Origin of the sequence: Roseiarcus sp. (genome assembly GCF_052145395.1) — a bacterium.
In the GTDB taxonomy this organism is placed as follows: domain Bacteria; phylum Pseudomonadota; class Alphaproteobacteria; order Rhizobiales; family Beijerinckiaceae; genus Roseiarcus.
The window spans coordinates 21969-47891 of sequence record NZ_JBKQOT010000827.1; the positions used below are offsets into that span (position 1 = coordinate 21969).

26 protein-coding genes and 2 pseudogenes are annotated in these 25923 nt (G+C 66.3%); 16 read left to right on the top strand and 12 right to left on the bottom strand.

Going from position 1 to position 25923, the window contains the following annotated elements; translation table 11 throughout:
- The first annotated feature begins 89 nt into the window (after positions 1–89).
- From tpiA to ACLP25_RS28660, 3 genes are all read left to right on the top strand, one after another.
- The gene (gene tpiA, locus ACLP25_RS28650; RefSeq protein ID WP_442472491.1) at positions 90–848 is read left to right on the top strand and encodes a triose-phosphate isomerase; all 759 of its coding nucleotides are present in this window, start codon (positions 90–92) and stop codon (positions 846–848) included.
- A gap of 111 nt (positions 849–959) precedes the next feature.
- A complete protein-coding gene (gene secG / locus ACLP25_RS28655; protein ID WP_442472492.1) occupies positions 960–1367 on the top strand; it encodes a preprotein translocase subunit SecG in 408 nt (135 codons plus the stop codon).
- Between the two features lie 34 nt (positions 1368–1401).
- On the top strand, positions 1402–1857 hold the full coding sequence (locus ACLP25_RS28660) for a type II toxin-antitoxin system RatA family toxin (RefSeq protein WP_442472493.1): 456 nt from the start codon (positions 1402–1404) through the stop codon (positions 1855–1857).
- A 42-nt stretch (positions 1858–1899) separates the two neighbouring features.
- Here the strand turns inward: ACLP25_RS28660 and ACLP25_RS28665 are convergent, their stop codons facing one another.
- The 3 genes from ACLP25_RS28665 to ACLP25_RS28675 all read right to left on the bottom strand — a co-directional run bounded on the left by ACLP25_RS28665 (position 1900) and on the right by ACLP25_RS28675 (position 6628).
- Positions 1900–2400 carry a CinA family protein gene (locus ACLP25_RS28665; RefSeq protein ID WP_442472494.1) on the bottom strand — a complete coding sequence of 167 codons (501 nt, stop codon included), beginning with the start codon at positions 2398–2400 and terminating at the stop codon, positions 1900–1902.
- Positions 2397–3359 carry a TAXI family TRAP transporter solute-binding subunit gene (locus ACLP25_RS28670; RefSeq protein ID WP_442472495.1) on the bottom strand — a complete coding sequence of 321 codons (963 nt, stop codon included), beginning with the start codon at positions 3357–3359 and terminating at the stop codon, positions 2397–2399. Before ACLP25_RS28670 ends, ACLP25_RS28665 begins: the two co-directional genes overlap by 4 nt.
- A 113-nt stretch (positions 3360–3472) precedes the next feature.
- A complete protein-coding gene (locus tag ACLP25_RS28675; protein ID WP_442472496.1) occupies positions 3473–6628 on the bottom strand; it encodes a PAS domain S-box protein in 3156 nt (1051 codons plus the stop codon).
- Positions 6629–6794: 166 nt separating this feature from the next.
- Between ACLP25_RS28675 and ACLP25_RS28680 the strand changes: the two genes are divergently transcribed.
- From ACLP25_RS28680 to rpsI, 3 genes are all read left to right on the top strand, one after another.
- Positions 6795–7247, top strand: a complete 453-nt coding sequence (locus ACLP25_RS28680; protein ID WP_442472497.1) for a PaaI family thioesterase — start codon at positions 6795–6797, stop codon at positions 7245–7247.
- Between the two features lie 833 nt (positions 7248–8080).
- On the top strand, positions 8081–8551 hold the full coding sequence (gene rplM / locus ACLP25_RS28685; protein ID WP_442472498.1) for a 50S ribosomal protein L13: 471 nt from the start codon (positions 8081–8083) through the stop codon (positions 8549–8551).
- Between the two features lie 3 nt (positions 8552–8554).
- Positions 8555–9037 carry a 30S ribosomal protein S9 gene (rpsI, locus tag ACLP25_RS28690; RefSeq protein WP_442472499.1) on the top strand — a complete coding sequence of 161 codons (483 nt, stop codon included), beginning with the start codon at positions 8555–8557 and terminating at the stop codon, positions 9035–9037.
- A gap of 106 nt (positions 9038–9143) precedes the next feature.
- Here the strand turns inward: rpsI and ACLP25_RS28695 are convergent, their stop codons facing one another.
- Complete coding sequence (locus ACLP25_RS28695) at positions 9144–10013, bottom strand: bile acid:sodium symporter family protein (protein ID WP_442472500.1); 870 nt, start codon at positions 10011–10013, stop codon at positions 9144–9146.
- 475 nt (positions 10014–10488) lie between these two features.
- Between ACLP25_RS28695 and argC the strand changes: the two genes are divergently transcribed.
- The 5 genes and pseudogenes from argC (at position 10489) to ACLP25_RS28720 (ending at position 13872) form a co-directional block, all read left to right on the top strand.
- Entirely contained in the window at positions 10489–11400 is a 912-nt protein-coding gene (gene argC / locus ACLP25_RS28700) for an N-acetyl-gamma-glutamyl-phosphate reductase (RefSeq protein ID WP_442472501.1), read from the top strand.
- A 41-nt stretch (positions 11401–11441) separates the two neighbouring features.
- Positions 11442–11645, top strand: a pseudogene (locus ACLP25_RS28705) (NAD(P)H-dependent oxidoreductase); the annotation flags it as partial.
- Positions 11646–11706: 61 nt separating this feature from the next.
- Positions 11707–12024 (top strand): hypothetical protein, encoded by a 318-nt coding sequence (locus tag ACLP25_RS28710; protein ID WP_442472517.1) that lies wholly within the window; start codon positions 11707–11709, stop codon positions 12022–12024.
- A 65-nt stretch (positions 12025–12089) separates the two neighbouring features.
- Complete coding sequence (locus ACLP25_RS28715; RefSeq protein ID WP_442472502.1) at positions 12090–12755, top strand: glutathione S-transferase family protein; 666 nt, start codon at positions 12090–12092, stop codon at positions 12753–12755.
- A 271-nt stretch (positions 12756–13026) separates the two neighbouring features.
- The gene (locus ACLP25_RS28720; RefSeq protein ID WP_442472503.1) at positions 13027–13872 is read left to right on the top strand and encodes a metal-dependent phosphohydrolase; all 846 of its coding nucleotides are present in this window, start codon (positions 13027–13029) and stop codon (positions 13870–13872) included.
- A 137-nt stretch (positions 13873–14009) separates the two neighbouring features.
- On the opposite strand, the gene ACLP25_RS28725 is transcribed toward ACLP25_RS28720, so the two are convergent.
- Entirely contained in the window at positions 14010–14504 is a 495-nt protein-coding gene (locus tag ACLP25_RS28725; protein WP_442472504.1) for a cupin domain-containing protein, read from the bottom strand.
- A 179-nt stretch (positions 14505–14683) separates the two neighbouring features.
- Here ACLP25_RS28725 and ACLP25_RS28730 point away from each other — a divergent pair, with 179 nt between their 5' ends.
- Positions 14684–15976, top strand: coding sequence for an RsmB/NOP family class I SAM-dependent RNA methyltransferase (locus ACLP25_RS28730; protein WP_442472505.1), 1293 nt, complete (start codon positions 14684–14686; stop codon positions 15974–15976).
- Positions 15977–16028: 52 nt separating this feature from the next.
- On the opposite strand, the gene ACLP25_RS28735 is transcribed toward ACLP25_RS28730, so the two are convergent.
- Positions 16029–17072, bottom strand: a complete 1044-nt coding sequence (locus ACLP25_RS28735) for a GMP reductase (protein WP_442472506.1) — start codon at positions 17070–17072, stop codon at positions 16029–16031.
- A gap of 98 nt (positions 17073–17170) precedes the next feature.
- On the opposite strand from ACLP25_RS28735, the gene ACLP25_RS28740 reads away from it, so the two are divergent.
- Both ACLP25_RS28740 and ACLP25_RS28745 read left to right on the top strand, forming a co-directional pair.
- Positions 17171–17806, top strand: a complete 636-nt coding sequence (locus tag ACLP25_RS28740; RefSeq protein ID WP_442472507.1) for a glutathione S-transferase family protein — start codon at positions 17171–17173, stop codon at positions 17804–17806.
- A gap of 33 nt (positions 17807–17839) precedes the next feature.
- Positions 17840–18586, top strand: coding sequence for a glucose 1-dehydrogenase (locus tag ACLP25_RS28745; protein WP_442472508.1), 747 nt, complete (start codon positions 17840–17842; stop codon positions 18584–18586).
- Positions 18587–18807: 221 nt separating this feature from the next.
- Here the strand turns inward: ACLP25_RS28745 and ACLP25_RS28750 are convergent, their stop codons facing one another.
- Positions 18808–19362, bottom strand: a complete 555-nt coding sequence (locus ACLP25_RS28750; protein ID WP_442472509.1) for a Uma2 family endonuclease — start codon at positions 19360–19362, stop codon at positions 18808–18810.
- Between the two features lie 127 nt (positions 19363–19489).
- Between ACLP25_RS28750 and ACLP25_RS28755 the strand changes: the two genes are divergently transcribed.
- Both ACLP25_RS28755 and guaB read left to right on the top strand, forming a co-directional pair.
- Positions 19490–19738 carry an antibiotic biosynthesis monooxygenase gene (locus ACLP25_RS28755; RefSeq protein WP_442472510.1) on the top strand — a complete coding sequence of 83 codons (249 nt, stop codon included), beginning with the start codon at positions 19490–19492 and terminating at the stop codon, positions 19736–19738.
- A gap of 141 nt (positions 19739–19879) precedes the next feature.
- Positions 19880–21370 (top strand): IMP dehydrogenase, encoded by a 1491-nt coding sequence (gene guaB, locus ACLP25_RS28760; RefSeq protein ID WP_442472511.1) that lies wholly within the window; start codon positions 19880–19882, stop codon positions 21368–21370.
- A 117-nt stretch (positions 21371–21487) separates the two neighbouring features.
- Here guaB and ACLP25_RS28765 read toward each other — a convergent pair whose 3' ends face one another.
- From ACLP25_RS28765 to ACLP25_RS28785, 5 genes and pseudogenes are all read right to left on the bottom strand, one after another.
- Positions 21488–22162: an HAD family hydrolase gene (locus ACLP25_RS28765; RefSeq protein ID WP_442472512.1), complete on the bottom strand. Its 675-nt coding sequence runs from the start codon at positions 22160–22162 to the stop codon at positions 21488–21490.
- 649 nt (positions 22163–22811) lie between these two features.
- Positions 22812–23231, bottom strand: a complete 420-nt coding sequence (locus ACLP25_RS28770) for a secondary thiamine-phosphate synthase enzyme YjbQ (RefSeq protein WP_442472513.1) — start codon at positions 23229–23231, stop codon at positions 22812–22814.
- A 218-nt stretch (positions 23232–23449) separates the two neighbouring features.
- Positions 23450–23614 (bottom strand): helix-turn-helix domain-containing protein, encoded by a 165-nt coding sequence (locus tag ACLP25_RS28775; protein WP_442472514.1) that lies wholly within the window; start codon positions 23612–23614, stop codon positions 23450–23452.
- A gap of 164 nt (positions 23615–23778) precedes the next feature.
- Positions 23779–25011 (bottom strand): annotated as a pseudogene (locus ACLP25_RS28780) (ATP-binding response regulator); the annotation flags it as partial.
- 40 nt (positions 25012–25051) lie between these two features.
- On the bottom strand, positions 25052–25923 hold an 872-nt coding region (locus tag ACLP25_RS28785), incomplete at its 5' end, for a PAS domain-containing protein (protein ID WP_442472515.1).

Sequence of the window (25923 nt, forward strand, 5' to 3'; positions counted from 1 at the left end):
GACCGCGCCTATTAGCCGCAGCCGGCCGCTTTGCATAGGCTTTCGGCGGATGATAACACCGCGCCGGCCAATTCAAGGAGACAAGGACTATGACCCCGGACGTCCGCCCGCTCGTCGCCGGCAACTGGAAAATGAACGGCCTCACGGCGTCGCTTGCCGAGATCGAGGCAATGCGCAAGGCGGCCGACGCCGGGGAGGCGGGCGCGGCCGAACTCGCGGTCTGCCCGCCGTTCACCCTGATCGCGCTGGCGGCCTCAAAGCTCAAAGGCGGGACGGTGACTTGGGGCGGGCAGGATTGCAGCCCGCAGGCGAGCGGCGCTTTCACCGGCGACACCTCCGCCGCGATGCTGAAGGATCTCGGCGCGACCTATGCAATCGTCGGCCATTCGGAACGCCGCACCATCCATCACGAGACCAACGCTGAGGTGCGCGCGAAGGCCGAGGCGGCGATCAAGACCGGGCTCGTGGCGATCGTCTGCGTCGGCGAGACGCGCGCCGAGCGCGAGTCGGGCCTCGAATACGCCGTCGTGTCGCGCCAAGTCCGGGAATCGTTGCCGCCGGATGGGGGGCCTGCGACGGTCGTCGTCGCCTATGAGCCGGTCTGGGCGATCGGCACCGGCCTCACGCCGACGCCGGCAGACGTCGCCAAGATGCACGACTCGATCCGCAAGCTGCTCGGCGAGATTTATGGGCCGGCTGGGGCGAAGGTGCGGATCCTTTACGGAGGCTCGGTCAAGCCGTCCAACGCCAAGGAACTCCTCGGCATCAACAACGTCGACGGCGCTCTCGTTGGCGGCGCCAGCCTCAAGGCTGCGGATTTCCTGGCGATCGCGGCCGCTTATCGCTGAGGGCGAGCCCCGATCGACCCGATGGACGCGCCCCTTGCGCCGTGGTAGGAGCGCGCCAACTTTTCATGAACGCCGGCCTTCACGGCCGGCGCTTTCGTCGTTAGAGCCCCCATGCAATCGGTCCTGATCGTCATTCACATCCTCATCGTGGTCGCGCTCATCGCGGTCGTCCTGTTGCAGCGCTCCGAAGGCGGCGTGCTGGGATCGGGCGGCGGCTCCAGCAATTTCATGACCGGGCGCGGCCAGGCGAATGCGCTGTCGCGCGCGACCGCGATCCTTGGGACGCTGTTCTTCGCGACGTCGATCCTGATGTCGATCATCGCCGGGTGGAGCCGTGCGCCCCATTCGATTTTGACCAAGGGACCGGTCGCTCCGGCGAGCCAGCAGGCGCCTCAGCCGGTCAATCCGGGCAACATCCTCGACCAACTGAAGCAGCTTCAGGGCCAGTCGAACGCCCCGGCGGCGCCCTCGGCTCCGGCTCCGGCACCGGCCGCGCCCGCCCCGGCGCAGAAGCCCTAATCCGCTAGGCGGGGCGGCCTCGGAGGCCTCAGGCGTGCCGTCCTTCCGCAACGAGCGCCGCGTCCGGCACCGGTCCGACCAGATGTTTGACCTGGTCGCCGACGTCGAGCGCTATCCGGAATTCGTGCCGCTCTGCACCGGGATGCGGGTGCGCAGCCGGCGCCCGGACGGGCAGGGCCGTGACACGCTGATCGCCGAGATGTCGATCGGCTACAAGATGATCCGCGAGAAGTTCACCAGCCGGGTCCAGCTCGACAAGCCGCGCCTGCGCGTCGTGGTCGAATATATCGACGGGCCGTTCAGCTATCTGGAGAACATCTGGACGTTCCGCGACGAGCCGGAGCCGGGACGCTCGCTCGTCACCTTCTTCATCGATTATGAGTTCCGCAGCCGGACGTTCAGCGCGTTGATGGGCTCGATGTTCGACGCCGCCTTCCGCAAGTTCGCGCAAGCCTTCGAGGAGCGGGCGGACGCGCTCTACCGGGCGTAGGCGCTTTGCGCCTCCGCTTTCTGCCGCGCTCGCCGATCGCGGCTACACGGCCGCCTCAAGCAGGTCGAGCGCGACGCGCACCGACGCGAGGCGCACCGCGCCGCGGCCGATGTCGCCGAACCGCGCCTCGCGCGCCACGATCGGCTGGCCGTGACGGGCGCAACCGAACCAGACGAGGCCGACCGGTTTCTCCGCCGAGCCGCCATCCGGCCCCGCGATTCCCGTGACGCTGACGGCGAGTTCGGCGCGCGAGGCTTTGAGCGCGCCTTCCGCCATAGCCCGGGCGGTCGCCTCGCTGACGGCGCCGTGGGTGGCGATCGTCGCCGCAGGCACGCCGAGCAGCTCCTCCTTGGCGTCATCGGAATAGACGACGAAGCCGCGCTCGACGACCGCGGACGAACCGGCGATCTCGGTCAGCAGCCCGGCGATGAGGCCGCCCGTGCAGGACTCGGCGGTCGCCACCTTGAGGCCTGCGGCGCCGCAGCGATCGAGGAGGGCGGCGGCGCGGGCGGTAAGGTCGGGAGGAAAGAGGCCCGCCGTCATCGCCGGTCGAAGTCCTTCGCCCAGTCCGGCCTGGCGCCGGCTTTCGCCGCGATCGCGGGCAGGGCGTCCTCAGCGCCCTGCCGAACCTTGGCGGTGACTTCGGGATAGGTCCGGTAGAAGTCATCGCGCACCGCGATCACGGCAGGCGTCGCAATCGACTTGATCGCGCTGAACCGGCCGGACTCGAGCGTCGCAGTCGCGTAGAGGCTGCGCCCGTTGAAGGGGATGCCGAGCAGCTTGTCGCTTGGGCGCAGGTCGGCGAACTTGAAGATGCGCTGTTTCGTCTTGGGGTCGACCGTGTCGCGCACCTCCTGCAGCAACGGCGACTGCGGCCCGTCCATCACGAAGAACGCGTCGATCTGATGGTCGCGCAGCTTGTTGAGCGCGGTCTCCGACCCGTCGGGGGAGATGTCGACCAGCTGCTTCCACTCCGGCGCGTTGGCGAGGATATTGCGCAAAGTGAGTTCTCCGCCCGAGCCCGATCCGCCGGCGGCGATTTTGAGCACAGTTCCCGGCGGAAGGCGGTCGATCAGGTCGCCGAATTTGCCTTCGCGCTGATCGGCGCGCAGCACCATGAAGCCCTCATACGGATAGAGCGGAGCGCCGAGCGCGACGACCTTGCCGGCGCAGTCGGGTTTGGCCGAGCGCACCGCGAGGACGTCCGCCTGCACGACCGCCATCTGCACGTCGCCGTCGCAGAGACCGTCGACCGACTCGACGCTGCCCTTGGATTCGAGCGGCTTCAGCCGGACGTTCTGGCTGACGGTCTTGGCGTTGATCTCCGGTACGACGACGGCGCAATTCTCTTTGTCGAGCTTGCCGCAGGCGACCTCGACCTCGACCGTCTCGGCCTTTTCCTTGGCGGCGCGGCGCTCGGAAAGCGACTCGCCAAAGGCGGGAGCGGCCGCGAGAAGCGCAATCAGCGAAGCAACGGCGGCGGGACGGAAGCTGAGGGGCATGAGTTTTCCCATGTAAAGGACCGTAGTCGCGGTCCGAGAGGCGCCAAATGCGCCTATGACACAGTGTTCGCCAAAATCATGACAAATCGGCGAACCTGCGGCTCATTGCCGCGTCAGGCGACCGCATCGAGCCGGCTTCGCACCTTGGCCGCAAGCTCTTCCAGGGAAAAGGGTTTGCTCAGAAGATGCACGCCGGGGTTCAGCCGGCCGTTCCGGGAAAGCGCGTCGCGGCTGTAGCCCGTCATGTAGAGCACCCGCAGGCCCGGCCGGCGCCGGACCGCCTCCTCGGCGAGCTCGCGCCCATTGTATTCGCCGGGCATGACGACGTCCGTCAGCATGAGGTCCACCGAGGGCGCGTCGTCCAGGATGGCCAGAGCGGCCTTTCCGTTCGGGGCCTCCGCGACCCGGTAACCGAGCTCGCGCAGCGCTTCCGTCGTATAGGCTCGCACGCCGTCGTCGTCTTCGACGAGCAGAATGCTTTCCCGACCGCCCGCGCCGGTGAACTGAACCTGAGCGCGCTCCGTCGCTCCGCCTGAGAGCGCCGTTTGGCGGGGAAGAAACATGCGGACGGTCGTCCCATGTCCCGGCTCGCTTTCGATCTGGGCGTGACCGCCGGACTGGCGGCAGAATCCGTAGACTTGGCTGAGGCCGAGGCCGGTCCCCTTGCCGACTTCCTTGGTGGTGAAAAACGGGTCGAACGCGCGCGCGAGCGTCGGCGCGTCCATGCCGGCGCCGGTGTCCATGACGGCGATGGCGACGTAATCGCCCGGCTCGATGCGCTCTGGCAAGGCGGCGACGTCAGCCTCGCCGAGCGTGCGGTTCGCGGTCTGGATGACCAGGCTGCCGCCCCGGGGCATGGCGTCCCGCGCGTTGAGCGCCAGATTGATCAGCGCGTTCTCGAGCTGGTTAGGATCGACGAACGCGCTCCAGACGCCGTCCGCGAGGAGGGTTTTCAGGACGATGCGCTCGCCGAGCGTCCGCTGGAGGAGATCGCTCAAGCCCCCGACGAGCGCGTTGGGATCGACCCGCAGCGGAGCTAGCGCCTGTCGACGAGAGAACGCCAGAAGGCGACTGGTCAGCGCGCGAGCGCGCTGGACGCCCTGGAGCGACATGTCCGCGGACCTTTGAATCCGCGCTTTGGCCGGAATATCCGGCATTTGAGCGACTTGCCGGTCGATGGCGTCCAGGCCGCCGAGGACGACGGTGAGCATGTTGTTGAAATCGTGCGCGACCCCGCCGGTGAGTTGGCCCAGCGCCTCCATCTTCTGCGCCTGCCGCAGCTGCTCCTCGAGGCGTCTGCGCTCCGTCACGTCGCGCGCGCTGACGACGACGCGGCGCGGCTTGCCGTCGCCGCTCGGGACCGCCGTTGCGACGGCTTCGACGACTCGGCCTGCGTGCAGGCGTTCATACCGATATGTCCCGCCTTCGGCGACACAGGCTCTCAGATGGCGGTCGACCTCGGCGCCCGAGTCCGGTCCCAAAGCCTCGGTCGCCAACCGTCCAACGACCGCGTCGCGCGGCAGGCCGTAAAGTTGGACCAACGCCGGGTTAATTTCCTGAAACCGGAAGCCATTGTCCTCCTCGACGAGCACGGCGTGGCATTCGGCCGAGTGCTGGAAGAATGTCCTGACCAGGGCCTCGCTTGCGGCAAGCTCAGCGGTCCGCTCGCCGACCCGCCGCTCCAGCGTTTCGTTGATCCGCGCGAGCGCCCGCTGCGCTCTCTTGGCGTCGGTGATGTCATGCGCGACCCCGATGTAGCCGACATGTTCCCCCTCAATGTTCCGGCGAGGCTGCGATATCGCCCTCAGCCAGCGCCAGCGCCCGTCGGCGCGCTTGAACCGGGCCTCGACGACGACCGACGTGGTCTTGGCGTCGATGGTCGGCGCGGCGCCGAGGATCCGGGGCAGATCATCGGGGTGCAACGCCTGCCGCCAGTCGTAGGAAAGCGCCTCCTCGTAGGTTCCGCCGAAGTAGTCGAGATAGGCCTGGTTGACGAATTCGCGCATCCCGTTCGCGCCGGTCACCCAGATGAGCACGGGCGCGCTGTTGGCGATGGCTCGGAACCGCGCCTCGCTGTCCGCGAGCGCGCGCGCGGCCAATTTGCGCTGGGTGATGTCGGTGACGACCACGTAAACGCCAAGGATGCGGCCGGCGGCGTCGCGATTCGGGACGTGGACCACCTCCGTGTAAGCCACGCCGTGCGATCGCGGAAATTCGACTTCGTAGGTGACGTCCTCTCCCGCGAGCCCCCGTTCGAGGTTCTCCCGGCGCGCCGCATACATGTCGGGCGGCATGACCTCCTCGACGCGTCGGCCGACGATCTCGCTCCGCGGACGTTCAAACCATAATTCATAGGTCTTGTTGACGAAGCGGAATACCCGGCCGCTGTCGATATACGAAATCAGGACGGGCAGCGCGTCCGCGATCGCCCGCAGCCGCTCCTCGCTCGCGACCGCCTCCTGCTCGGCAAGCTTCCGCTCCGTGATATCGCTGTGGGCGCCAATAAGGGCGATCGGGCGGCCGTGTTCGTCCCGCTCGATCTCGGCCAGCGCGCGAATCCAGCGAACGGCCCCGTCGCTCGGACGAACGATGCGGTACTCCGACGCGTAGGTGGACGAGCCGCCCTTGAGGGCGTCGAGGAAATGGTTGGCCGTCCGTTCGCGGTCCTCCGGGTGGATGCGCGCGACCCAGTCCTCGTGCGACTCGACAGCCGATGTTTCCGGCAGTCCGTGGATCTTGAGGTATTCCGGCGAGCGGTGTCCGGAGAAGCCGCCGCGAACGTCGACGCGCATGCCCCCGATGAGGCCGATCTCCTGAACCCGCTGAAGCTCGAGCTCGCGCTGCCTGAGCCGTTCGAACACGGCCTTGCGCTCGGTCGCGTCCCGGAAGGAGACGCCGATCCCGTCGCCGAGCGGGAACGCGCGAACCTCATGCCATCGGACGGGGGACCGGGTCGTGAAGCTCTCGAACACCTGCTTTTCGCGATCGGCCATCACCTTGCGGTAGCGACGCTCGAATTCGCTCCCGCGAACGGTCGGCGACACTTCCCACAAGAGCCTCCCGATCACGTCCTCGCGGCGGAGCGCAAACATCTCCTCCGCGGCGCGGTTGAAGGCCGTGAACCGCCACTCCGAGTCCAGGGCGAAGAACCCCTCGGCCATCCCGTCCAGAAGCTCATCGACAACCGGCCTGCTTTCGTTCGACACCCCCGGCAGGGTCGCCAAGGTTCTCCCGCCCGCTTCTGCGGCCAAAGCTCGATCCGTGGTCATCGACAGACGTCGTCCCTGGATAGGCGTCAACAACCGGAGACGACACTTAGGCTCTTGAAAAAAGGCTCTAAAGCGGCGACGCCCCCGGAATAGGCGCGCGCAGCGCGCGGCCTATTCCCCGCGATCGCGGCGTCGGCTAGACGATCCTGCCGCTTTCGGGATCGCCATGACGCATCACGCCAAACCACGACCCTTCACCCTCGAGGAACTCACCGCCTACCTCGTGGACGTGTTCCCGCAGATCTGGTCGCGCGGCGACTATTCCATCGACGACGTGGGGCCCATGAGCGCGACCGTGCGGCTCGCCTATCACCCCGACCATCTCAGGCCCGGCGGCACGATCTCGGGGCCGGCGATGTTCACGCTCTCAGACCTCGCGCTCTATGTCGCAATTTTGCACGAACTCGGTCGGGTGAAGCTCGCGGTGACCACCAGCCTCACCATCAACTTCTTGCGCAAGCCCGAGCCCAGGGATCTGATCGGCAGGGCGAAGCTGATAAAGCTCGGCAAGCGGCTCGCGGTCGGAGAGGTGGCGCTCTTCTCCGAGGGTTCTGACGAGATGGCGGCGCACGCGACCGGGACGTATTCCATTCCGGCCAAGGGGGACGAGGGGGCGTAGGACGCGTCGCCGCACGTTTGCGGCCACAATGTGGCGAGCTTGGAATTCCTCAGCGCTCCGCAGCTCTGCCCTCAGGCTCCGCGAATTCGGCCTCCGGGGCGTTTGGATTCGTTTGGATTTCCTTGGAATCACTCGTCCGAATCGAGACTTTTCAATGGGTTACGAGCGCGCCCGGGCGAAAATAATTCTCTATGGCCCCTCCTCTCGTGGAACGGCGACGCGCCCGCGCTGGCGGGCCGCGCCGCAGGGGAAACCGTGCCTGGCCTGTGATTGCGTCATGAAGGCAGCATAGCGTAATTTCGGTTTTTCCGCAAGCTTTTGTTGCGGACAGGATTATCGATCAGAGCGGCGCGCCGGTTGTCCGGGTCGGCTTTGCTTGACCGCCTCGCCGGTGCAGGCTGCGACCCGCGTCACAGACGGCGTGGGCCGAGCCGAGAATCAGGGCAGTTTGCGAGGGTGACTAGCCGAAGGCTGTCGGGAGCGAGGGCTGGATTGCTCGGGTCGAAGCCTGTCACCCCCGCGGAAGCGGGGGTCCAGAGAACCGCCGCCAGCGTTTGAGACTTGCTTGCGGCGCGGCGCTCGCGAAATGATGCTGGCATGGGCGAGCGGCATAATTGAGCGACTGGTTCCAGGTCCTGAGAGTCCGGACGTCCCCGCAGTTGGACGGAGCGCTGGACCCCCGCTTTCGCGGGGGTGACAATCTTGCGGGTCACGGTATTATAGTACCGCATATGCAAAGCTGGCAGTTTTCTTGACGATTCCGGCCGCGCGCCGTTGACAATCCGCTGAGACCGCGGCAAAAGCCCGCGACCTAAGAACTTCGTGGAACCATCATGTTCGGCAAAACCCATTCGACAAAGACGGCCGATGTCGAGAAGAAGTGGCTTCTCATCGACGCCAGGGGCCTCGTCGTCGGGCGGCTCGCGACCATCGTCGCGATGCGTCTGCGCGGCAAGCATAAACCCAGCTTCACGCCGCATATCGACGACGGCGACAACGTGATCATTATCAACGCGGAAAAAGTCGTCCTTACCGGCAAGAAGCGCGAGGACAAGAATTATTACCACTACACGGGCTACATCGGCGGCATCAAGGAGCGGTCCGCCAAGTCGATCCTCGAGGGCAAATACCCCGAGCGCATTGTCGAGAAGGCGGTCGAGCGCATGCTTCCGCGCGGGCCGCTGGGCAAGAAGCAGCTCAGCAACCTCAAGGTCTACAAGGGCCCCGATCATCCGCACGCCGCGCAGCAGCCGGTCGTGCTCGACGTCGCCAAGATGAATCCCAAAAACACCCGGACCGTCTAACCCATGGCTGAAACCCTCTCCTCCCTGGCCGACCTCCAGACCTCGTCCCTCGCTCCGGCAGTCGCCGAGACTCCCGTCCACGTCCAGAAGCTCGACAAGCAGGGCCGCGCCTACGCCACCGGCAAGCGCAAGAATGCTGTCGCCCGCGTCTGGATCAAGCCCGGCAAGGGCCTGGCGACCGTCAACGGCAAGCCGCTCGACGTGTATTTCGCACGGCCCGTGCTGCGCATGATTCTCAGCCAGCCGTTGGTCCTCGTCGACCGCATCACCCAGTACGACGTCACCGTCACCGTCAACGGCGGCGGCCTGTCGGGGCAGGCGGGCGCGGTGCGCCACGGCATCGCCAAGGCGCTGACCTACTACGAGCCCGACCTCCGGCCTGCGCTCAAGAAGGAAGGCTTCCTCACCCGCGACTCCCGCGTCGTCGAGCGCAAGAAGTACGGCCACGCCAAGGCCCGCCGCAGCTTCCAGTTCTCGAAGCGCTGAGCGAGCGGCTATTTGCGGTTACGGAAGGGCGGCATCGGCCGCCCTTTTTGTCGTCGAGCGGCGCGCACGCATCTGGAGACGCGGTCGTCGACTGCGTCCGCCGCGATCAGCGATCGCGGCTCGAAAGCGCCTCAGTCGCGCGCTTGCGCCACATCACGTAGGGGATCGCCAGGACGGCCCCGGCGACGACATACAAAAGGAAGGCCGGCAGGACCGCGTTGAAGCCGGGAAAGTTTGCCGAGCTGATCGCCATCGCGACGCCGGGGTGCCGGGTGGCGGCGGCGAGCGCGAGCACGGTGCGGTCGTTGGGCTCGGGGCCGCCGAGCCAGTGCCCGACGGCGAGGCCTACGCCGACGAAGACGGCGACAGCCCAGAATGCGCCGGTTCCGGCCAGGTCGACGATCGCGGCCCACGCGGTCATGAGCACGGCCAGAAAGCACAGCACTAGCACGATATTCGCGACATGCCCAACCGGTCGCGCAAAGCGCGCCGCGAGCTCCGGCGTGAGCCGCCGCACGAGGATGCCGACAAGAAGCGGCGCGAGCACGGTCGCGAACACGAGTTTCGCGATCGGCCAGGGGTTCATGTGGACCGGCAACTGGAACGCCAGGCCGAGCAATTCGACGGCGATGGGAACGAACACGATCGCGACCAGCGCGGCGCCGACCAAAAGCCCGATCGCGTAGGAGGGCTCGCCGCGCGCCTTGATCTGCTTCTTGGGCAGCAGAGGCGGGACCGGGGACACGGCGAGCGCCACCAGCGCCACCTCCACCGCCACCGGCAGATCGAACCTCCACGCCATCGCCGCCGCGACCAGCGGCATGACGACGTTGATCGCCAGAACCGAGCGCAGGAGCAACCCGGGTCGGCGCAGCAGGAAGAGCGTGTCCTCGACCCGGGACACGAGGCCGATCGCGAACACGGAGAGGACGATGCTGGCCTTCAGAGCCAGAAGAATCAGCGCTTGCGCGGTCATATGGGTCCGGTTACCCGATGGCCGTTGCGGCGGGAAGCGAATAACGCCGCGCGACTGGCCCGTTTGGCCGCGCCTCCCTTGGGCCCGCCCTCCGAAGCTTCAATCGGCGGAAGACTCTTCGATAACCCTGTATAGGGCGTCCCGGTCGGCCACGTCGACAAGGGCGCCAGCGCTGTTGAGCATCGGGAGCGGAGAGCGAGCTCAGCCTCTTTGTTATCCCCAGGCTCCTGCGTAGCGTTCGATTCCGTCGGAGGCATTCTAGACTTCCGCTGGGCCCGACTCCAGGTGTTTGCGGGTGCGCCAGGCAGAGCCCAGCCACGGCGGCGCCTCGCACCGCTTGACCGTGACGCCCGTTTCATAGGAAAGACCTGCGCCATGATCGTCCGCCCGCACCGCCGACTGCGCCGACGCTGAAGAGAGCGCGTGGCCGCGCGCGAGCGCGATTGGGTTTCGGATTGAGGATTACGAGGCGATCATGGCGACGATCTTCATCGACGGCGAGGCGGGGACCACCGGGCTCCAGATCCGGGAGAAGCTCGACGGCGTGAGCGGGATCGAACTCGCGAGCCTCGCCCCCGAGGCGCGCAAGGACCCGGCCGCCAAGCAGAAAATCTATGAGGACGTGGACGTCGTCATCCTCTGCCTGCCGGACGAGGCGGCCAAGGAGGCGGCGAAGCTCGTCGACGCCATGGGCGTGAAGGCGCCGCGCGTGATCGACGCGTCCTCGGCCCACCGCGTCGCGCCCGGCTGGATCTATGGATTTCCCGAGCTCATCGCCGGCCAGGACGAGGCGGTGGCCAAGGCGAAGAAAGTGACCAATCCGGGCTGCCACGCCACCGGCGCGATCGCGCTTTTGAGGCCGCTCGTCGACGCCGGCCTCTTGCCGAAGGAGACGCCGGTGTCGATCACCTCGGTCAGCGGCTATTCCGGCGGCGGCAAGTCGATGATCGAGGCCTTCGAGACCGGCAAGGCGCCGGCCTTCGAGCTCTACGGCCTCGCCCTCGAACACAAGCACATGCCGGAGATCCAGCTTTATTCCGGCCTCGTTGCGCGGCCGATCTTCGTTCCTTCGGTCGGCAATTTCAGGCAGGGCATGCTGGTCAGCGTGCCGCTGCATCTCGACGCGCTGCCGAAGAAGCCGACGCTCGCGGACCTCAAGGCGGTGTTCGACAAGCACTACGACGGGCGGAACTTCTTCCGGGTGTTCGCCACGACGGAGAACGCCCGGATCGAGCCGGAATTGCTCAACGGCAGCAACGACATCGAGATTCACGTCTTCGCCAACGAGGCCCGCCGGCAGGCGGTGCTCACCGCCAAGTTCGACAACCTTGGCAAGGGCGCGTCGGGCGCGGCGGTGCAGAACCTGATGCTGATGCTCGGGCGCTGAGGCCGCCAAAGCGCAGCACGGTCCTTGCTTCCGCTCGGCGCATGCGCGTCCTCTATATCTACTGCCATCCGCTGCCCGAAAGCTTTCACGCCGCCGTCCGCGCGGAGGCGCTCGCGGGCCTGAAGGCCGCGGGCCACGAGATCGACCTCCTCGATCTCTATGCCGAGAAATTCGATCCTGTCCTCAGCGAGGAAGGACGGCGGCATTACCATGACGCGCCGCAAAACCGTGTCGGGCTCGAGCCGCTCATCGCGCGCCTGACCGCCGCCGAGGCGATCGTCATGCAGTTTCCGACCTGGTGCTTACATGCCGGCGATGCTGAAGGGGTTTTGCGATCGGGTGCTGATGCCGGGCGTCGCCTTCGACCTCTCCGACCCGGCGCACGTGAAGCCGATGCTGTTCAACGTGCGCCGGATTGTCGGGATCGTCACCTATGGCCGGCCCTGGCGGATGGCCAAATGGATGGGCGATCCGCCGAAGACAATGGTCACGCGCTATTTGCGCTGGTTCACGGGCGGAAAGGCGCGGGCGGACTATTACGCGCTTTACCACATGAATGTCGCAAATGAAGCGCAGCGCAAGGCGTTCATCGCCCGGGTCGGGGCGGCGATGCGCAAGCTCTGACACGCTGGCGCCGCGAGCGCGCGCGTAGCCTCGTCGCTGTCGGATTTTTGGGAAGGGAAGCGCTCATGATCGTCGTCCATCACCTCAATCATTCGCGCTCGCAGCGGGTGCTCTGGCTCCTGGAAGAGCTCGAGCTGCCTTACGAGATCCAATTTTACGAGCGCGATCCTGTGACGCGCCTCGCGCCGCCGGCGCTGAAGGCCGTCCATCCGCTCGGCAAGTCGCCCGTTCTGGTCGACGACGGCGTGACCATCGCGGAGACCGGCGCGATCGTGGACTATTTGGTCGAGAAGGCGGGCGGACGCCTGCGGCCGGAGTTGGGGACGCCGGACCGGCTGCGCTGGACCTACTGGATGCATTTCGCCGAGGGGTCGCTGATGCCGCAGATTCTCCTGGACCTGGTGCTGTCGACCCTGCCGGGCCGCGCGCCGGGGCCGCTCCAGGAGGCGGCGAAGTCGGCCGCCGAGGCCGCGCGGCAGGCTTATGCATCGCCGAACCTCAAGACCATGTTCGACTTTATCGAGGCGGAGCTGGCTGCGCGCCCCTGGTTCGCGGGCGAGGAATTCTCGTCGGCTGACGTCATGATGAGCTTTCCGCTCGAAGCGGGCGGGGCGCGGGCCGGGGCCTTCGAAGGCCGGCGGAAGCTCGAGGCCTTCGTCGAACGCATCCATGCCCGTCCCGCCTACCGCAAGGCGTTGGCGCGGGGCGGCCCGTACGCCTACGCGCGGTGAGGCAAGCGGTGCGACGCTCCTCGCAAGCCTTCACCACGAAGGGCGCGAAGGCCCACCAGGGCTTCGTGCATCTTCGTGTCCTTGGTGGTGATAATCGCCTCGCGCCGCCGGAGATTTTCCCAGGGGAGCGGTTTGATACCGGTGCGTGGGCGCGGAAATTGCGCTATCGTCGGCCGACAGGGCGGGGCGGATTTGCGGAGGCGGGCATGGGCGTGCTTTTGTCCGGGATCGAGCCCGCGCAGGGTCTCGGCCGTTGCGGTCGGCGCGATCCATGATCACGCTGCCCAAGCTCGCCGCCGATGCGCTGGGCGCGTTCCTGGCCGCCGACATGAAGGACCGGTTCGGGGTGTCGCACGCGCGCCTCGCCGAGATCGTCCCGTTCGCCGCGCGGCTTGCGATCGATTGCATCGGCAACAGCGACGCCCTCTATCACGACATCGAGCATACGATGCTGGTCACGCTTGCCGGCCACGACATTTTTAAGGGCCGGGCGCTGGTCGTGGACTCGACGCCGTCCGATTACTGCCACTTCATCGTCGCCTGCCTGACACACGACATCGGCTACGTCCGCGGACTCCTGAACGGGGACGAAGCGGACCGTTACGTCGTCGACGCCGCCGGCCGTAAGGTCGCCGTGCCCCGCGGCGCCTCCGACGCCGCGCTCGCGCCTTATCATGTCGAACGGTCGATGCTGTTCGTGCTGGATCGGTTTTCGCGGATCGACGAGCTCGACGGATCGCGCGTCGCACGCGCGATCGAGCACACACGCTTCCCGTACTCGAAGAAGCCCGAGGATCCAAACGTGGGCGAGGAAGCGGGCCTGCTCAGAGCTGCGGATCTGATCGGACAGCTCGGCGATCCCCATTATCTGAAAAAGGCGAATGCGCTCTATTGCGAATTTGAAGAAAACGGCTTGAACAGACAACTCGGCTACAGTTCGCCTGCCGATCTTGTCGATAAATATCCGACCTTCTACTGGGAAAACGTCTCTCCCTATATCCAGGACGCCATTCATTACCTGAGCCTGACGTCGAGCGGACGCCAGTGGATCAACGGTCTCTACGCCAACGTATTTCGCGCGGAGCACGAGCTGCGCCAGCACGGGCCGCAACCGTAAAATTGCGGTAACTCCCGAACAGGAAGGCCGATTCCGCACCCACGACCTCGTCCTGAGGACGAGGTCGTGGTGTGAGAAACGCCCTCCTTGAAACTAACGAATTCCGGGAATGGCGGCGCCGCCAGGGCGTTCGCCCGTCACGGACGCCGATGGATGGGATCGACCCAGTAGACTTCTTCCGGCTTCTCGACGGGCTCGACATTGGCGATGTTCACCACGACCGCTTCGTTGTCTGAGCGCACGAGGACGCATTCCAGGGTTTGATCGGGATCGGCGTTGATTTCCTGGTGCGGCACGTAGGGCGGCACGAAGATGAAGTCGCCGGGTCCGGCCTCGGCCACGAACTCAAGCCGCTCGCCCCAGCGCATGCGCGCCCGTCCTTTCACGACATAGATGACGCTCTCGAGCGCGCCATGGTGATGGACGCCCGTCTTGGCGTCCGGCTCGATGCTGACGGTCCCCGCCCAGATCTTCTGGGCGCCGACCCGCGCATGGTTGATCGCCGCCTGCCGGAACATTCCGGGCGTCTGCGCGGTGTTGGGGTCGAGCTGATCGCCCTTGATGACGCGCACGCCGTCGTATTTCCAGCGGTCGCTGGCTTCATGGGGCTCGTGGTCGTGGGCCATGGCCATCCCTCTTCAGTACGCTTGCCTGGTGGAGTCTAGCCGGGCGCACGGGCGCGGCGCCAGAGGCTTTGAGCTTCCCGCATCAACCTCTCGTGAGCGCCAGCGCCGGAAGGTCGGAAGCGCCTCAGGGAGGCGCCGGCGCCGGCCCTTTTGCGTTCCCACGCGGTTTGCGCCAAAGAGCGCGCATGACTCCCGTCGCCCGCGTCTCCGCCGCCATCGAAGTTTTGGCCGACATTGAGGGCCGCCGCCGTCCCGCATCAGACGCGATGAAGGACTGGGGGCTCACGCATCGGTTCGCGGGGTCCGGCGACCGCGCGGCGATCTCGGCCCTCGTCTATGACGCGCTGCGCCGGAAAAGCTCGTCTGCGTGGCTGATGGGCGAATCCACGCCGCGCGCCGAGGCGATCGGCGCGCTCAAGCAGACGCGCGGCCTCGACCTTGGGGCGATCGCAGCGCTGTTTACCGGCGAGGGCCACGCGCCGGCGGCGCTGAGCGACGGCGAGCGCGACCGCCTTGCGACCGCGACCCTCGAGGGCGCGCCGGCGCACGTGGCCGGCGACTTTCCAGAATGGCTCGCGCCGCAGTTCGAGGCGGCGTTCGGCGCCGAGGCGGCCGAGGAGGGGCGGGCGCTCGCCGACCGCGCACCAGTCGACCTGCGCGCCAATCTCATCAAGACCACGCGCGAAAAGGCGCTCGCTGCGCTCGCGCATCTTAGCGCCGAGCCGACGCCGCTGTCGCCGGTCGGCTTGCGCATCGCCATCCGCCCGGACGGGCGGGGACCGGCGCTCAACGCCGAGCCGGCCTACGTCAAGGGGCTCATCGAGATTCAGGACGAAGGCTCGCAGCTCGCCGCGCTCCTCAGCGAGGCGAAACCCGGCCTGCAGGTCCTCGACCTCTGCGCAGGCGCCGGCGGCAAGACCTTGGCGCTCGCCGCCATGATGGACAATCACGGGCAGGTCTATGCGACCGACGAGGACAGGCGTCGGCTCACACCGATCTTCGATCGACTCACGCGCTCGGGCGCCCGCAACGTGCAGGTCCGCGCGCCAAAGGGCCAAGCGGACGTCGTCGCCGATCTTGAGGGCCGCTGCGACCTCGTGATGATCGACGCGCCCTGCACCGGCTCGGGGGCGTGGCGGCGGAACCCCGACGCGAAGTGGCGCATACGTCCGGGCGCGCTGGAGCAGCGCATGAAGGATCAGGATGAAGCGCTTGAAAACGCGGTGCGTTTCGTGAAGCCTAGTGGGCGCATCGTCTATGTCACCTGCTCGGTGCTGCGGGCCGAGAACGAGGACCGCGCCTCCGCCTTTCTAGGCCGGCACGACGACTTTCTGCCCGTGGACGCGGCGACTGCGGCGCGCGCGGCCGGCCTCCCGGCCCTCGCCGAGCGGGCCTCGCCGTTCGGCCCCGGCCTCCGGCTGAGCCCCCACACGACGGGGACGGATGGGTTCTACGTCGCTACGCTCGTGAAACTGTAGCGGTCGCCGTCTTGTATCGCGCCTAGCCCGGGAATTGTCAGTAGAATGGCCGCTAGCCGCCGAACACGTCGTTCGTCTGCGCCGTGACGCGGACGAAGGTCGTCCGCTTGGAGACCTCCTTGAGGTGAGCCGCGCCGATATAGGTCATCATCGAGCGCACCCCGCCCATGATCCCGGCCATCGTGCCTTCGACCGGGCCGCGATAGGGCGTCTCCACGCTCTTGCCCTCGGCGGCCCGGTAGTGGGCGACCCCGCCGGCGTATTTCTTCATCGCCGTCTCCGACGACATGCCGTAGAACGACATGCTGACCGGGACCTTCTCGCCATCGCGTGTTTCGTAGCGGATGTCGCCGGCGCATTCGTCGTGGCCGGCGAGCATGCCGCCGAGCATCACGAAATCCGCCCCGGCCCCGTAGGCCTTGGCGATGTCCCCGGGAACCGTGCAGCCGCCGTCGGCGCAGACGAGCCCCTTGAGGCCGTGCGCGGCGTCGGCGCATTCGATGATCGCGGAAAGCTGCGGATAGCCGACGCCGGTGACGCGCCGCGTCGTGCACACCGACCCCGGCCCGATCCCGATCTTGATGATGTCGGCCCCGGCGATCACCAGGGCCTCAGTCATGTCGCCGGTCACGACGTTGCCCGCCATGATGACGGCCTCCGGGTGGTCGTCGCGGACCCGCTTGACGACGTCGAGGAACTTTTCGAAGTAGCCGTTGGCGACGTCGAGGCAGATGAGCCGGACCGGCGTTTGCTTGGCCACGGCGGCGAGCTTCTTGAGGTCGGCCGCGGTCGTCCCGAGGGAGTAGAAGGCGTGCGCGCCGTCCGGCCCGGCGAAGAACTTGACGAGCTCGTCCTCCGGATAATGCTTGTGCAGGGCGGTCAGCGCCCCATGTTTACCGAGCGCCCGGGCCATCGCCAGGGTGCCGGTCACGTCCATGTTGGCGGCGATGAGCGGAAACCCTTTCCACTCCGAGCCTGTGTGCAGGAAGCGGAACGCCCGGTTGACATCGACCGCGCTGCGGGTGTTGAGCGTCGAACGCTTCGGTCGGATCAGAACGTCCTTGAAATCCAGCTTGACGTCGGTTTCGATGCGCATGAGCGGTCCGGGTTCGGGAAGGCGAGCATCGCCTTTTCGTCATTGATCTATCACAAAGGGCCGGTGAAGCGTATCGGGACGCAAACGGAGAGCGAGGCATGAGCGACGAACTGGTCTTCTACACCCATCCTATGTCCCGCGCCCGCCTCGTCCGGTGGATGCTGGAGGAGGTCGGCCAGCCCTATGAGACGAAGATCCTGGAGTTCGGACATTCGATGAAGAGCCCGGACTATCTGGCGATCAATCCGATGGGCAAGGTGCCGGCGATCCGCCACGGCGACACGGTCGTCACGGAAGCCGCCGCCATCTGCGCCTATCTGGCCGACGTCTTTCCCGCCGCCGGACTCGCGCCGCCCCCGGCGTCGCGCGAGCGCGGGCCGTACTACCGCTGGCTGTTCTTCGCCGCGGGGCCGGTGGAGGCGGCGGTCACCGACAAGGCGCTCGGCTGCGAGGTCCCCCAGGACCGGGAGGGCATGGTCGGTTACGGCAACATGGAGCGGACGCTGGCCGCGCTGGAGGGCGCGCTTTACCGGACGGAATACATCGCCGGAGACCACTTTACCGCCGCCGACGTCTATGTCGGCTCGCAGATCGGCTGGGGGATGGCGTTCCGGGGGATCGACAGGCGCCCGGCGTTCGAGCGCTACTGGGGGCTGATCAGCGCCCGCCCGGCCGCGATCCGCGCCAAGGCGATCGACGACGCGATCGTCGAGGAGCGCAAGAAGGCGAGCTAAGCAAGAGACGCGCCCGGGAAGGGGATGAGATCCATGCGACTGAAAGGCAAGGCCGCGCTGGTGACCGGCGCGGGGCAGGGCTTTGGCTACGGCGTCGCCGAGACATTCGTCCGGGAGGGCGCGCGGGTCGCCTGCCTGGACCTCAGGGCGGAGATCGCCGAGGCGGCGGCAAAGCGCTTCGGCCCCCAGGCGATCGCGCTCACGGCCGACGTCTCGAAGCGCGAGGACGTCGACCGGGCGGCGAAAGCTGCGATCGAGGCGTTCGGCCGAGTCGACATCGTGGTCAACAACGCGGGCACCACCCATCGCAACAAGCCGCTGATGGAGGTCGAGGAGGCGGAGTTCGACCGCATCTTCGCCGTCAACGTGAAATCGCTGCTGCTCACCGCCCAGGCCTTCGTCCCGCACATGCGGGCGCAGGGCGGCGGCGTCTTCATCAACGTCGGCTCGACGGCGGCGCTCAGGCCTCGGCCGGGCCTCACCGTCTACAACGCCTCCAAGGGCGCCGTGCATGTCATGACGAAGTCGATGGCGGTCGAACTGGCGCCCGACCGGATCCGGGTCTGCGCGCTGGCGCCGGTCGCCGGCGAGACGCCGCTCTTGGCCATGTTCATGGGGGAGGACACGCCGGAAAAGCGCGCCGCCTTCAAGGCGACCGTGCCGCTCGGCCGGTTTTCGACCCCGGCCGATATCGGCGGCGCGGCGCTCTATCTCGCCAGCGACGACGCGGCGTTCCTGACCGGGGTGGTGCTCGAGGTGGACGGGGGGCGCTGCATCTGACGGGCGCCCCAGCCGCGTCTTAAGTCTACTGCGTCGTTGCACCGTCTTTCGGTGCGTCTGCGGCGGCGCTGACGCGGGCGTCGCCGGCGATTCTGACTTTCGCACCGTCCGCGAGGTCTGGGAGGGGCGCTCATGATCAGCTTCTCGCCCCCTTCGAGCCCAGACTTGACGTCCACGGTCGTCCCGAGATCGCGGCCTCTCGTGCCGGCGTCGGACGAGACTCAGTCTGCCGGGAAAAACCCCTCGACTTCGGCCTCAAGCCCGGGCGGGTCGAGCCGGATGGCGCCGTCGCGAAGAATGCGGGTTTCGATTGCCCCCGCCTGTCCGCGCTTGTGCCAGATCATCACTCGGCGGTCGGGGTCGAGAATGAGATAGTGCTCGACGCTCGGCACGGAGAAATAGCCGTCGAGCTTCGGCCCGTGGTCGTCCGCCGCCGTGCTCGGCGAAAGGACCTCGACCACGACCACGGGATTGGGGATCTCCATCGAATTGAGGTCGGGCGGGGCAGGGCAAACGACGAGGGCGTCGGGCTCGAACGCCGTTCTCGCGCCGACCCTCACCGTCATCCCGTCGGGAAACATGCGGCAGGCAAGGCCGGCCCGCTGAATTGCGCCCTTGAGCGATTCTTGCGCCGCGTATTTGGTCAACGCATGAATGGCGCTCTCGGGCGCCATCAGCACGGGCTGCCCGTCGCGCAATTCCCAGCGGCCGTCGCGCCCCTGCGCCCAGACAAAGAAGGCGTCGACGTCCATGAGGGTCGGAGAAACGTGCGACATGGGCGAAACCTAGCACGCCCGCGGTATCCGGCGAAGTGTGGTGTCCACGCTGACCGCGACGCCGCGCCATCGTCCCGGCGCAGTCCAGCCGCAAAATCTTAAGTGGGGGCGACGATAGGAGCCCGACATGACTTCGCTCGCGCTTTACGTTCGTCTCGAGGCCAAGATGGAGGAGCCCGAAACCCGCGCCTGGTTCGCGCTCCGGCTCGGGCCGAGCACGTTCGCGATCTTCGACGTTTTCGACGACGAGCACGGCCGCGACGCCCACCTCAACGGCAAGGTCGCGGCGGCGCTCATGGCGAAGGCGCCGGAGCTGTTCGCCAACTCGCTGGAAATCGTCCGGGTCGAGGTCATCGCGGACAAGCTGCCGAAGTGAAGGCGCGCGCGATTGTTTGCGTGCGCCGCGCGTTTCTCGCGCCAGCCCGCGCCTCCCGCCTAGGAACTTGCGCTTCGGCATGGTAGGCAGCCGCGCCATGCAGGCGGCCCGAGGGCTGCCGACCGAGCAAAGGCGATGGCGATGGCGAACCTGGAGAACGGCTTTCCCGAAGGTCTGGCGTTCGACGACGTCCTCCTGCGGCCCGGCCATTCGACCGTGATGCCAAGCGGCGTCAGCATCGTCACCCGACTGACCCGCGCCATCCCGCTCAATCTGCCGATCGTCTCGTCCGCGATGGATACGGTCACAGAGGCGCGGCTCGCCATCGCCATGGCGCAGGCCGGCGGCATCGGCGTCATCCACCGCAATCTCGACCCGGCCGACCAGGCGGAGGAAGTTCGAAAGGTCAAGCGGTTCGAGAGCGGTATGGTCGTCGATCCGATCACCATCTTCCCCGACGCGACCCTCGCCGACGCGCTCGCGGTCATGCGTCGCGCCTCGATCTCCGGCATTCCGGTGGTCGAGCCGGGCCCGGATGGCAAGCCCGGCAGGCTGATCGGGATTCTCACCAACCGCGACGTGCGCTTCGCCGACGATCCGCGCCAGCCGGTGACGGAGCTCATGACCCGCAAGGTGATCACGGTCGGGGAGGGGGTCACGCAGGACGAGGCGCGCCGGCTCCTGCACCAGCACCGGATCGAGAAGCTGGTGGTGGTCGACGAGGCGGGCCGATGCGTCGGCCTGATCACCGTCAAGGACATCGAGAAGGCGACCACCCATCCCAACGCGGCCAAGGACGCGGATGGGCGCCTCAGGGTCGCCGCCGCCACCACCGTCGGCGACAAGGGTTTTGCGCGCGCCGAGCTCTTGATGGCGGCGGGCGTCGACTGCCTGGTGGTCGACACCGCCCACGGGCATTCCGAGCAGGTGCTCGAGCAGGTCCGCCGCATCCAGCGCGCCTCCAACAAGGTCGCGGTGATCGCCGGCAATGTTGCGACCCGCGACGGGGCGCAGGCGCTGATCGACGCCGGGGCCGACGCGATCAAGGTCGGCATCGGGCCGGGGTCGATCTGCACCACCCGGATCGTGGCGGGCGTCGGCGTGCCGCAGCTTTCGGCGATTCTCGAGGCGGCCGAGGCGGCCCGCGCGGCGGACGTGCCGGTAATCGCCGACGGGGGCATCAAATATTCGGGCGATCTCGCCAAGGCGATCGCGGCGGGGGCGGACTGCGCGATGATCGGCTCGCTGCTCGCCGGAACCGACGAGAGCCCGGGCGAGGTGTTCCTCTACCAGGGCCGCTCGTACAAGAGCTACCGCGGCATGGGCTCGCTCGGCGCGATGGGGCAGGGCTCGGCCGACCGCTACTTCCAGCAGGATGTGAAGGACCAGATGAAGCTTGTGCCGGAGGGGGTCGAGGGCCAGGTGCCCTACGCCGGCCCGGTCGGGGCGATCCTGCACCAGCTCGCAGGCGGCCTGCGTGCCGCGATGGGCTACGTCGGCGCCGAGACCATCCCGGTCTTCCAGCGCAAGGCCCAGTTCATGCGCATCACCAACGCGGCGCTCCGCGAGAGCCACGTCCACGACGTTGCGATCACCAGAGAGAGCCCGAACTATCACCCGACAGGGGTGTAGGTTTCTCTCGCTTTTTCAGCAAGTTATACCTGTTTCTTCACCAAAGAGATCAGAAGGGACCACGAACGCCTTCGTGACCTTTTGGTGGAGTTTACTCTATTCTGTCGCGGCCGGCGCTCACCGCCGCCCTCCGAGTTCGTCGATATGGGCGAGGAGATCGGCGGGATCTTCGTAGACGCGGAACGCGGTGGCTTTTTGAAGCTCCTCGGCGCCGTAGCCGCCGCATAAAAGGCCGACCCCGAGCGCGCGGCAGCGCGCCGCCGCCCGCATGTCCCAGATGCTGTCCCCGACCACCACTGCCGTCTCGATCGGCGCGCCGAGCTTCTCGGCCGCAGCGAGGAAGAGGTCCGGATCGGGCTTGGCGTACTTGACCTCATCGCGCGTGACGACCGGAACCTTATCCGGATCGATCCCGAGCGCCCTGAGGTTGACGCCGGCCGTCTCCATCCGTCCGCTGGTGGCGATCGCCCAGGCGATGCCGACGCTGGTCAGCCAGGCCAGCAGGTCGCGCGCGCCGGGCAGCGGGCGAATGTGGTCGGCCATGCGCTGGTAGGCGCGCGCGTGGCCCCTGCGAAGCCGCTCGCCGCGCTCCTCGTCGATTGGTATCCCGGTCTCGCGGATCAGCTGGTTGGTGAACAGCCCGCCGCTCATGCCGATCTTGCGATGGATGCGCCACACGCTGAGCTCGAGGCCCTCGTTGTCCAGCGCCTCCTTCCACGCGAGCACGTGCTGATAGACGCTGTCGACCAGCGTGCCGTCGAGATCGAAGAGGAAGGCCGGCTCGATACGCATGGGGGGCTCCTCGCCTGGGCGTCGGCTCATCCTACCAGAAACGCGTGACAGCCGGACGGCTCGGCCAAAGAGCCCGGCAACAGCGCCGCCCGGCGGCCGTTCGGGCGCGCTTCGACACGCGTTCGGCGCGCGTTCGACAGGCGTTCGGCGCCGGAAAGCGGGGTCTTATTCACCCGTGTTTTGAAGTTTTTCAAGGCGTTGACTCCGAGTTTCGAGCAAAATGCAATTGCCAAGGAGTCCGACCTTGGGCGAGCGCCCCCTCCACCATGCTTCGCATGGTCCCCCTCCCCCGCGCGGACGCGCAGGGGAGGAAAGGCGCTCTCCTCCCCCATGAAGCGAAAGCGGAATGGGGGGACCGTCCGAAAAGGACGGTGGTGGGGGCGCGCGGCGCGGCGGTTTGGCAGTTACAACAAAATACGACTGCGCCTGTATGCCCTGTGGCCGCCGAGAAAGGCTTCGCAGCGGATGCGGCCCCGCGGGTGCTGAAGCAAACCCGGCGAACCCGTCCGCCCGAGTCGACAAGTCTGTCACGCGCCTCGCCTCCATGCCGCGTCGCCTGAAGATCCGTTCCAGGGCCACAGACAGAAGCGTAGCACGTTCTTCTGTTTTTCGGAACCGATAGTTCGGACGGACCGTGGGGCGAGCGCCTTCACGCGCCGATGATCTTGATCAGAACGCGCTTTTTTCGGCCGCCGTCGAACTCGCCGTAAAAAATCTGCTCCCAGGGCCCGAAGTCGAGTCGGCCTTCGGTGACGGCGACCACGACCTCCCGGCCCATGACCTGGCGCTTCATGTGGGCGTCGGCGTTGTCCTCGCCGGTCCGGTTGTGGCGATAGGCCGAGACCGGCTCGTGGGGCGCAAGTTTCTCCAGCCAGGCGTCGTAGTCAGCGTGCAGCCCGCGCTCGTCGTCGTTGATGAAGACGGAGGCGGTAATGTGCATCGCGTTGACGAGGACGAGGCCCTCTTGAACTCCGCTTTCCTGAAGCGCTGCCTCGACTTGCGGGGTGATATTGAGAAACGCCCTGCGGCCCGGCGTCTCGAACCAAAGCTCCTTGCGATAGGATTTCATCGCTGCCGCCCTCCTTTAAGCGTCGCGTCATGCGGCCCGAGCTTACCGGCGAGATGAAGCGGAGTCCCGCTCCGCGCCTCGTGTCGGCAAATCGAGCGCTGGACCCGGCTCCGTTGCAGATCGGGCGGGAAGCGGACCTCCATGGACGACGCCTGTAGGGGCGGAGTCGGCCCAAAGGAGGCGTTGGCCCATTAACAACACGCGACGACGGCGCGATGTCATTGAGTCAAACGACACTTGCTTGGTCGCTTTCCGGTCCAGCGCCGGAACGACTTTCGGAAATTAGCGGCGTCCGTGAAGCCGAGTAGTTCCGATATCTCCTCCACGCTGGCTTGTGTCGATTTGAGATATTCCAGCGCCAAGACTTTCCGGACGTCGTCCAAGACTTTCCGGACGTCGTCAAAGAGCCCCGTCGAACGCGCCTGAGCAACGCACTACGCCTAACTGTGAGCAGGCGCGGCGATTGGAGCCGCCGGCAGCGGTCGTACCGAACTGATCGATCCCCATTCGCCGGTTGATCGATAGGGGGTTCAGCCAGTTTACGCCGCAGGTCGTCGGTGGCAACGGGCTTGTGAAGCAAGTAGAAGCCGCTCGCGTCGATTTCGGCGATCCGCTCCTTGGCGGTGTCGCCGGTCAGCAGCAAAGTGGGGATGGCGCGGCCGGCCCGGCGCTTGATCTCCTTCGCGGTTTCGCTCCCCGTAAGCCCGGCGCCAAGCCGTTGGTCTGTGAGGATTGCATCAAATCGCCAACCGTCCTTCGCGCCGAGATCGAGAGCGTCCTCGCCACATGTCGTGAGGAGAGTTTCATAGCCCCATTCGTTCAACGTCGCTTCAAGACCAAGGCGCAAAATAGCGTTGTCCTCAATGATCAAGACGCGGCCGCCAGTATCTTCGGGCGGCGGTTGCGCCGCGACCGACGGTGCAATATCGAAAGCCAAAGGCAGCAAAAGCGAAAAGCGCGAACCGCGCCCAAGCCTTGAAGCCACTTCAACCCTCGCGCCCAATAGCTCGGCGAGGCGGGCGACGATGGCTAATCCCAAGCCTAGCCCCAAACCAAGGTCGCGGCCGGGATTGTGCAACTGGTGGAACTCCTCGAAGATTTCCGTCTGTTTGTCGGCTGGGATGCCGACGCCGGTGTCGACCACATCGATCCTGACGAACTCGCCTCTTCGTCTAGTCCCGACGAGGACGCCGCCCTCCGTAGTGCAGCGAAGGGCGTTTTCGATCAAATTGCGCAGGGCGCGCTCCAGAAGATTGGGGTCAGTGTTCGCGCACAGCCGCCGCCGCTCCGCGCGGAATTGAAGGCCCTTATCCGCCGCTTTCGGCGTGTATTCCGTCGCCAGTCGGCTGACCAACGCGCCAAGGTCGACAAATTCCGTAATAGGCACCACTACCCCAGCGTCTAGGCGTGAAATGTCGAGGACGGCGTTGAGCAGGCGATTCAAGCCACTCATCGCAGCTTTCATCATATTTACTGTTTCGGCCGCTTTCGAGTGGCTGGCGACTTGGCGTTCCAAGAGAGAGAGCAGCAGCAGCACGAGTGACTGAACCGGCTGGCGCAGATCATGGCTGGTCGCCGCCAGAAATTTGGACTTGGCTTGATTGGCTCGTTCTGCTTCGATTTTTGCCTGGCGAAGCGCTTCTTCCAATTCTTTTTGTTCGGTGATTTGCGTATTAGTGCCGAACCACTGAATGACCTGTCCTTTCGGATCCAGAAGAGGCATGACCCGTGTCAGAAACGGCCGGAATTGGCCGTCCGCCCCGCGCAAGGGGAATGTCATGTCAAATGGCTGCCCCGTCTCGATAGAAGCCGACCAGCGTTCAAGGACCCGCTGGTAGCACTAACGGGTCGTGCACGCGTTTCCAGCCCCAGCCCTCCATCTGCTCCGGGGTCGTCCCCGTATATTCGTACCAACGTTGGTTGAACCAATAGATATAGCCGTCCGCATGGGCGATCCACGCAAGATGCGGTATCGCGTCAGCCAGCAGCCGAAATCTTTTTTCACTTTCTCGCAGCTCTTCCTCGGCCCGCTTGGCGTCGCTGATGTCAGTTATGATGCAAATCGCGCCGGTAATGGCGCCGGTATCGTCACGCAGCGGTGACGCGGAGACACGCGTCCACGTCAGGGCGCCATCGTCGTTGCGATATCCGGCGACAAAGCCGGGCTCGGTTTCTCCTTGCAATGCGCGGGCGCTGGGAAGGTACGACTGACCAATCTTGGCGCGATCCTCGTGATAGACGGTCCAGCGGTGATAGCCTTCGTCATCAAAAAACGGCACCTTTTCCCCAGCGAAGCGGGACATCCCCGAGTTCTTCAACAAGAACTTGCCGGTCATATCAACCACGCCAATAGCGACGGGCATCTGTTCAAACGCGGAGACCACTAGCGCCTTGCTTTCGCGCAACTGCTCTTCCGCGCGCTTTCTGTCGGTGATGTCGGCGCGGATGGCCACGTATTGGCGCGACTTTCCGCGCTCGTCGAGGAAGGGCACGATGGTCGTGTCCACCCAATAGATAGAGCCATCCTTGGCGCGATTTCGAATTTCGCCGCGCCAGACTCGGCCTGCGGCGATTGTCCGCCACAGGTCGCTGAAGAATTCTCGTAACTGCCCAGGTTCTCTTGCCGTGTCAGGAGAGGCGGAGGGATTTTGCGAGGATTTGGGGATCGTCGGTGAGGGCGTCGAGGATTTTC

Excerpts from the sequence above, each read along its gene's own strand:
- tpiA (WP_442472491.1), top strand. The coding sequence starts at position 90 with ATGACCCCGGACGTCCGCCCGCTCGTCGCCGGCAACTGGAAAATGAAC.
- secG (WP_442472492.1), top strand. The coding sequence starts at position 960 with ATGCAATCGGTCCTGATCGTCATTCACATCCTCATCGTGGTCGCGCTC.
- ACLP25_RS28665 (WP_442472494.1), bottom strand. The coding sequence starts at position 2,400 with ATGACGGCGGGCCTCTTTCCTCCCGACCTTACCGCCCGCGCCGCCGCC.
- ACLP25_RS28670 (WP_442472495.1), bottom strand. The coding sequence starts at position 3,359 with ATGCCCCTCAGCTTCCGTCCCGCCGCCGTTGCTTCGCTGATTGCGCTT.
- ACLP25_RS28675 (WP_442472496.1), bottom strand. The coding sequence starts at position 6,628 with ATGACCACGGATCGAGCTTTGGCCGCAGAAGCGGGCGGGAGAACCTTG.
- ACLP25_RS28680 (WP_442472497.1), top strand. The coding sequence starts at position 6,795 with ATGACGCATCACGCCAAACCACGACCCTTCACCCTCGAGGAACTCACC.
- rplM (WP_442472498.1), top strand. The coding sequence starts at position 8,081 with ATGTTCGGCAAAACCCATTCGACAAAGACGGCCGATGTCGAGAAGAAG.
- rpsI (WP_442472499.1), top strand. The coding sequence starts at position 8,555 with ATGGCTGAAACCCTCTCCTCCCTGGCCGACCTCCAGACCTCGTCCCTC.
- ACLP25_RS28695 (WP_442472500.1), bottom strand. The coding sequence starts at position 10,013 with ATGACCGCGCAAGCGCTGATTCTTCTGGCTCTGAAGGCCAGCATCGTC.
- argC (WP_442472501.1), top strand. The coding sequence starts at position 10,489 with ATGGCGACGATCTTCATCGACGGCGAGGCGGGGACCACCGGGCTCCAG.
- ACLP25_RS28710 (WP_442472517.1), top strand. The coding sequence starts at position 11,707 with ATGCCGGCGATGCTGAAGGGGTTTTGCGATCGGGTGCTGATGCCGGGC.
- ACLP25_RS28715 (WP_442472502.1), top strand. The coding sequence starts at position 12,090 with ATGATCGTCGTCCATCACCTCAATCATTCGCGCTCGCAGCGGGTGCTC.
- ACLP25_RS28720 (WP_442472503.1), top strand. The coding sequence starts at position 13,027 with ATGATCACGCTGCCCAAGCTCGCCGCCGATGCGCTGGGCGCGTTCCTG.
- ACLP25_RS28725 (WP_442472504.1), bottom strand. The coding sequence starts at position 14,504 with ATGGCCATGGCCCACGACCACGAGCCCCATGAAGCCAGCGACCGCTGG.
- ACLP25_RS28730 (WP_442472505.1), top strand. The coding sequence starts at position 14,684 with ATGACTCCCGTCGCCCGCGTCTCCGCCGCCATCGAAGTTTTGGCCGAC.
- ACLP25_RS28735 (WP_442472506.1), bottom strand. The coding sequence starts at position 17,072 with ATGCGCATCGAAACCGACGTCAAGCTGGATTTCAAGGACGTTCTGATC.
- ACLP25_RS28740 (WP_442472507.1), top strand. The coding sequence starts at position 17,171 with ATGAGCGACGAACTGGTCTTCTACACCCATCCTATGTCCCGCGCCCGC.
- ACLP25_RS28745 (WP_442472508.1), top strand. The coding sequence starts at position 17,840 with ATGCGACTGAAAGGCAAGGCCGCGCTGGTGACCGGCGCGGGGCAGGGC.
- ACLP25_RS28750 (WP_442472509.1), bottom strand. The coding sequence starts at position 19,362 with ATGTCGCACGTTTCTCCGACCCTCATGGACGTCGACGCCTTCTTTGTC.
- ACLP25_RS28755 (WP_442472510.1), top strand. The coding sequence starts at position 19,490 with ATGACTTCGCTCGCGCTTTACGTTCGTCTCGAGGCCAAGATGGAGGAG.
- guaB (WP_442472511.1), top strand. The coding sequence starts at position 19,880 with ATGGCGAACCTGGAGAACGGCTTTCCCGAAGGTCTGGCGTTCGACGAC.
- ACLP25_RS28765 (WP_442472512.1), bottom strand. The coding sequence starts at position 22,162 with ATGCGTATCGAGCCGGCCTTCCTCTTCGATCTCGACGGCACGCTGGTC.
- ACLP25_RS28770 (WP_442472513.1), bottom strand. The coding sequence starts at position 23,231 with ATGAAATCCTATCGCAAGGAGCTTTGGTTCGAGACGCCGGGCCGCAGG.